At 62.3% G+C, this 5,564-nt stretch carries 6 protein-coding genes; all 6 read right to left on the bottom strand.

From position 1 onward, the window contains the following. Positions 1-78 precede the first annotated feature (78 nt). The 6 genes from GYA94_RS24210 to pstS all read right to left on the bottom strand — a co-directional run bounded on the left by GYA94_RS24210 (position 79) and on the right by pstS (position 5,306). Positions 79-717: an HAD family hydrolase gene (locus GYA94_RS24210; protein ID WP_223809593.1), complete on the bottom strand. Its 639-nt coding sequence runs from the start codon at positions 715-717 to the stop codon at positions 79-81. Then, positions 717-1,415, bottom strand: coding sequence for a Fic family protein (locus GYA94_RS24215; protein ID WP_161893251.1), 699 nt, complete (start codon positions 1,413-1,415; stop codon positions 717-719). Before GYA94_RS24215 ends, GYA94_RS24210 begins: the two co-directional genes overlap by 1 nt. Before the next feature lie 91 nt (positions 1,416-1,506). Continuing rightward, a complete protein-coding gene (gene pstB, locus GYA94_RS24220; protein WP_017148287.1) occupies positions 1,507-2,268 on the bottom strand; it encodes a phosphate ABC transporter ATP-binding protein PstB in 762 nt (253 codons plus the stop codon). 78 nt (positions 2,269-2,346) lie between these two features. Then, complete coding sequence (pstA, locus tag GYA94_RS24225; RefSeq protein ID WP_161893252.1) at positions 2,347-3,240, bottom strand: phosphate ABC transporter permease PstA; 894 nt, start codon at positions 3,238-3,240, stop codon at positions 2,347-2,349. Continuing rightward, positions 3,237-4,205: a phosphate ABC transporter permease subunit PstC gene (gene pstC / locus GYA94_RS24230; protein WP_161893253.1), complete on the bottom strand. Its 969-nt coding sequence runs from the start codon at positions 4,203-4,205 to the stop codon at positions 3,237-3,239. The genes pstA and pstC overlap by 4 nt, the downstream gene beginning before the upstream one ends. Before the next feature lie 69 nt (positions 4,206-4,274). Further along, on the bottom strand, positions 4,275-5,306 hold the full coding sequence (gene pstS, locus GYA94_RS24235) for a phosphate ABC transporter substrate-binding protein PstS (RefSeq protein ID WP_054904403.1): 1,032 nt from the start codon (positions 5,304-5,306) through the stop codon (positions 4,275-4,277). Positions 5,307-5,564: the final 258 nt, after the last annotated feature.

A 5,564-nucleotide genomic window follows, 5' to 3' on the forward strand; every position in this document is an offset into this window, starting at 1 on the left:
TTCGCGCGCGAACGCCTTGGTGCATGCCTCAATATCGCGCCGTACAAACAAGGCGGCCGCGCGCGCCTGTCACAGGCGTTACTGGCCCGAAACAAACGTAGGAGCGAGCGCAGCTCGCGATTGCGCCGCGCGGGCGGCGCTCGATCTCACAGGCGCTTCGTAGCGGTGCGGCTGCTGCCGGGCCAGGCGGGCCTGCACGTCCACCGCTGCGGCCTTGACCTTCTGCGCCCAGTGCTTGTCCTGCGGGCACACCACCACAACGCGGAAACCATGGTCCACGCCTTCCAGCCGCACGCCTTCGGAGTCATCCACATGCAAGTCGATATCGAAGGCCGAAGGCAGTTTGGACGGGGAATGCGCCAGCCCATTCCGCGCCAGTATGTGCTGGTGGCGGTCACTGTTGACCACCCCGTCGACATGAATGCCGTACAGCAGCAACCAGCGGCGGATGTACGCTGGGGTGCGCCCGGACGAGGTATAGATCCAGATGCTGCAGCCCTGGCGGCGCAGGTCGCGAATCAGCTCGCGGGTACCGCTGCGCAGGGGCTCACCGAGCCAGCGGTGGACGAAGCCCGGCAACCTGCTGTGCTCGGCAGCCGCGTGCTCAGGCTGGCAGGCCAGGGTGTCGTCGATATCGAACGAAATGCGCACCTGGCCACGCTTGAGCTTGCGCTCGATGGCCTGCCGCCCGCGCTCTATCAGGGTGAACGGTTGCATCAGCGCCCCCCCGCGCAAACAGGCACCGCGGTGGCGCCCAGGAAGAACTTGCCGGGCGCAGGCGCCTTGGCTTCGAGGAACGCGGCGTACTTTTTCTTGATCTTGGGCAGTTCGTACAAGGCCTTGACACCGTGTTTGGCGGAATTACGTATGACCGAGGACGGGTTGAAGTAGCCCTCGGCGTTGTCCAGCGACAGCACGAATGGCGGCAGCCCGGCACGCATCAGCAGGTAACTGACGATGAGCGAGCCGGTGCGGTTGTTACCTTCGATGAACAGCTGTGGCTTGCTGAGGATACGCACGTACACACCGGCTGCCCGCTTCCAGATCGAATCGCTGCGGTAGGCGCAATACCAGTTATGCAAGTCCTTGATGCCACCTTCCACATTGTTGAAAAAATGCGCTTCGGTCGCCGCCAGGTGCGCCGCGAACTCCACGCGCCGGGCCGGATCCCGGCCACACAGCACCGTGGCATTGATTTCCAGCATCAGGTTCAGCTGTTGCAGGTCGAACAGGTCTATTCCGCGAGCGACATAGTCGTCAATCAGCGCGTAGCCTTCAACCACATTCACCAGCACCTCGTCGGTGAACGGGTCCCGCGGTTCGGTGAAGTGTTGGCTCAGCTCGGCAAAACGGCCCTGCACCTCGCGCAGAGCGCGCTCTACCGCAGACAGATCTAATCGACGCATCGGTTGCATTGGAAATCCTGGGTAACACTTTAACCAAAGGTTGTGCGGGCGGTGCTGCCACCTTCCTGGTTGCAGCACCGCCCCCTTGTACAGCGATGGGTCAGCTGAACTTGCCGCTGATATAGTCACTGGTCAGTTGTTCACGCGGGTTCTGGAAGATCTGCGCGGTCGGCCCCATCTCGACCAGGTAGCCGGTACGGGTACCCTGGGAAATGTCCACCGAGAAGAACGCCGTGGTGTCGGCAACGCGAATCGCCTGCTGCATGTTGTGGGTCACCAGGGCGATGGTGTAGTCCTTTTTCAGCTCGACCATCAGCTCTTCCACGCGGCGGGTGGCAATGGGGTCAAGTGCCGAGCACGGCTCGTCCAGCAGCAGCACTTCCGGCTCGGTGGCGATGGCCCGGGCGATACACAGGCGCTGCTGCTGGCCGCCGGACAACGACAGGCCGCTGACCTTGAGCTTGTCCTTCACTTCGTCCCACAGCGCAGCGCCTTGCAGGGCGTGTTTCACGCGGTCGCCCAGGTCCCCTTTGTAGCGGTTCAGGCGCAGGCCAAAGGCAACGTTGTCGAAAATGCTCATGGAAAACGGGTTGGGCTGCTGGAACACCATGCCGATATAGCGGCGCACCACTACCGGGTCTACGCCCTTGCCATACACATCCTGGCCCAGGAAGTGCACGTGGCCCTCGAAGCGGAAGCCTTTCACCAGGTCGTTCATGCGGTTCAGGCTACGCAGCACGGTGCTCTTGCCGCAGCCGGACGGGCCGATGAAGCCGGTAATCTCGTTCTTGCGGATCGGCACATGGCTGTCGCGCACGGCCATGAAGTTGCCGTAGAAGATCTTGTCCAGCTTGCAGTCCATGACGATGGGGGTGGCTTCGCTGGCCACGGGAGCGGCACGTTGTGCGGTGGATACGTTCAAGATGGATGCTCCCTGTTCTCAATACTTGGGCTTGCCGAATACACGGCTAAGGATGTTGATGACCAGCACGATCATGACCAGCACCAGCGAGGCCGCCCATGCGAGCTCCAGCTGGTTGTCGAACGGCATGCCGGAGAAGTTGTAGATCAGCACTGCCAGCGAGGCAGTGGGGTTCATCACCGCCAGGTCGCCGTTGTGGTAGATCCAGTAGTTGCTGAACAGCGCGGTGAACAGCAAGGGCGCGGTTTCACCTGCGGCACGGGCCACGGCCAGCATCACGCCGGTGAGAATGGCCGGCAAGCCGGTGGGCAGCACGATCTTGCAGATGACCTGGGCACGGGTGCAGCCCATGCCGTAGGCAGCGTCCTTCATGATCTTGGGTACCATCTTCATCGCCTCTTCGGCGGTCAGTACCACGATGGGCAGCATCAGCACCGCCAGTGCCACCCCGCCTGCCGGTGCCGAATAGGTGCCGGTAGTCATCACCACCAGGGCGTAGGCAAACACACCGGCCAGGATCGATGGCAGGCCGGTGAGCATCTTGGCGGCAAACCTTGCAGCGTTGGCCAGCTTGCTGTCTGGGCCCAGCTCGGCAAGGAACACCGCGGCCAGGATACCCACCGGCACCGCGATGGCGGCAGCGATGCCGACCATGACGAAGGTACCGGCCATGGCGTTGCCGAAGCCGCCGCCCATCTCGAACCCCGTCGGCGGCAGTTCGGTGAACACTTCCAGGTTCAGGCGGGCACCGCCGCGGGTGATCAGCATGTACAGCACGGAAATCAGCGGCACACTGGCCAGCAACGCGGCAAACCAGGCCAGGATGGTCAACACCAGGCTGCGCAAGGCGCGGCCTTCGAGGCGGCGCTGCAGGCTGGGCAGCGCGGCGGCAGGGGTTGTCAGGTTGGTCATTGTTTATTCCCCCGCTGGGCGTAGAGCATGATCATCGAGCCAAGCACGTTCACCAGCAGGGTGATGAACATCAGTACCAGTGCCGCATACATCAGCACTTCGATCTCGTTCGGGCCGGCTTCCGGGAAGTTCAGCGCCAGCAGCGCTGCCAGGGTATTGGCCGGGGCGAACAAGGACACGGAAATGGTGTTGGCATTGCCCACCAGCATGGCCAGCGCCATGGTTTCGCCCAGTGCCCGGCCAAGGCCCAGCACCAGCGAGCCAAAGATACCGGTGGCCGCAGAAGGCACCATCACTTTCAGGATGGCCTCCCAGTGCGTGGTGCCCATGCCGTAGGCGGCCTGCTTGGTTTTCATCGGCACGCTGGTCAGCGCGTCTTGCGAAACGGCAGCGATGGTCGGCAGGATCATGATCGCCAGGACCAGTGCGGCCGGCAGCAGGCCGGGCCCGCTGAGGGAGGTGCCAAAAAACGGGATCCAGCCCAGCTCGCTGTTCAACCAGGTGGTCAGGGGGCGAATGGCCGGGATGACCACATAGATGCCCCACAGGCCATAGACCACGCTGGGGATGGCGGCGAGCAGCTCGACGATGGTGCGGAACACCGCGGCAAGCCTGGCCGGAAGGAAATCCTGGGTGAGGAAAATGGCCATGCTGACGCCGAAGAAACCGGCAATCAACAGGGCGATGAAGGCGCTGTAGAGCGTACCCCAGATCGCGGGCAGAATACCGTACTTGCCTTGGTTGACATCCCAGACACTGCCCAGGAGCACGTCGAAACCGTGCTTTTCAATGCCTGGCAGTGCCTTGCGGCCCACTTCGTAGACCAGCGCGAAAACCAGCGCCAGTACCAGCACCACCCCGACACGGGCAAGCGCACGGAAGGTGCGGTCGACCAGAAAGTCTTTCGTAGACGGTGGCTGGCACGCGGAATCGGGATTATCCGGTATGGCAAAAGGTGTGTTCATGGCGTATTCCGGGACAAGGGACAAACACCCCCGGCATGGCTTCATGCCGCTGCCGGGAGCGCCTGGGTGTTACTGGATGTTTGCAGACGCTTTGCGCACCTGGTCGACAACCGATGGCGGCAGCGGGATGTAGCCCATCGAGTCGGCAATCTTCTGGCCCTGGGTCAGGCCGTACTCGACCATCTCACGCATGGCCTTGGCCTTTGCCGGGTTGCCGTTGTCCTTGCGGAAGATCATCCAGGTGTAGGAGGTGATCGGGTAGGACTTGGCGCCTTCCGGGTCGGGCAGGTTGGCGACCAGGTTTTCCGGCAGTTTCACCGCTGCCAGGGCCTGAGCTCCGCTTTCGGCATTCGGCACCACGTACTGGCCAGCCTTGTTTTCCAGGGCAGCGAAGTCCACCTTGGCCAGCTTGGCGAAGCCGTACTCGATGTAGCCAATGGCACCTGGGGTCTGGCGAACGGTAGCGGTCACCCCGTCGTTCTTCGGCGATTTGATGAACTTGTCGGTCGCTGGCCAGTTGACCGTGTTGCCCTCACCCAAGGTGCTCTTGAAGTCGGCATTGATGGCCGACAGGTGCTTGGTGAACACGGCGTTGGTGCCACTGGAGTCGGCACGTACCACCACGGTGATGGGCAGGTCAGGCAGCTTCATTTGCGGGTTGGCCGCGGCAATTTTCGGGTCGTTCCACTGGGTGATCTTGCCGAGGAAGATGTTCGAGTAAACATCGCGCGGCAACTTCAGGCCCTTGGGGTTGCCGGGCAGGTTGTAAGCCAGGACGATTTCGCCGGCGGTCATCGGCAGCAACTGGACGCCTTCGGCAACCTTGGCGATGTCGGCTTCGCTCATGGCCGAGTCGCTGGCGGCGAAGTCGACGGTCTTGTTCAGGAAGTCCTGAACGCCCGCGCCACTCCCCTTGGATTGGTAATCAACGGTAACGCCCGCTGTGTTCTTGCTGAAATCCTTGAACCAGGTCAGGTAGATCGGTGCCGGGAAGCTGGCGCCGGAACCGGTCAGGCGTACGTTTTCAGCAGCAAATGCAGCGGAAGTGGCGCAAAGCGAAACGGCAACGGCGAGTGCAGCAGACTTCATCAGGCGAATCATCGAAAAGCGCTCCTTGTGATGGCCGGCACACTTTGCATCAGCTGTGTTACAGCTTTGTGACCATTGAAAGGCAGGCCGTTCGTTGATCCTGATTCGGACAGGTGTTTGCCACAAGGTATGCAGCGCCTGTGCGATCGAGCGCCGCCCGCGCGGCGCTCGATCGCACACGCTCCGACGATGCTGCGGCTACTCTGGCCAGTGAACCATAGAATCTCCCACAGGGGTGTTGTCATCGATGCGCCCCCGCGGTGCCGCTCG

It is taken from the genome of Pseudomonas juntendi (genome assembly GCF_009932375.1).
GTDB lineage: Bacteria > Pseudomonadota > Gammaproteobacteria > Pseudomonadales > Pseudomonadaceae > Aquipseudomonas > Aquipseudomonas juntendi.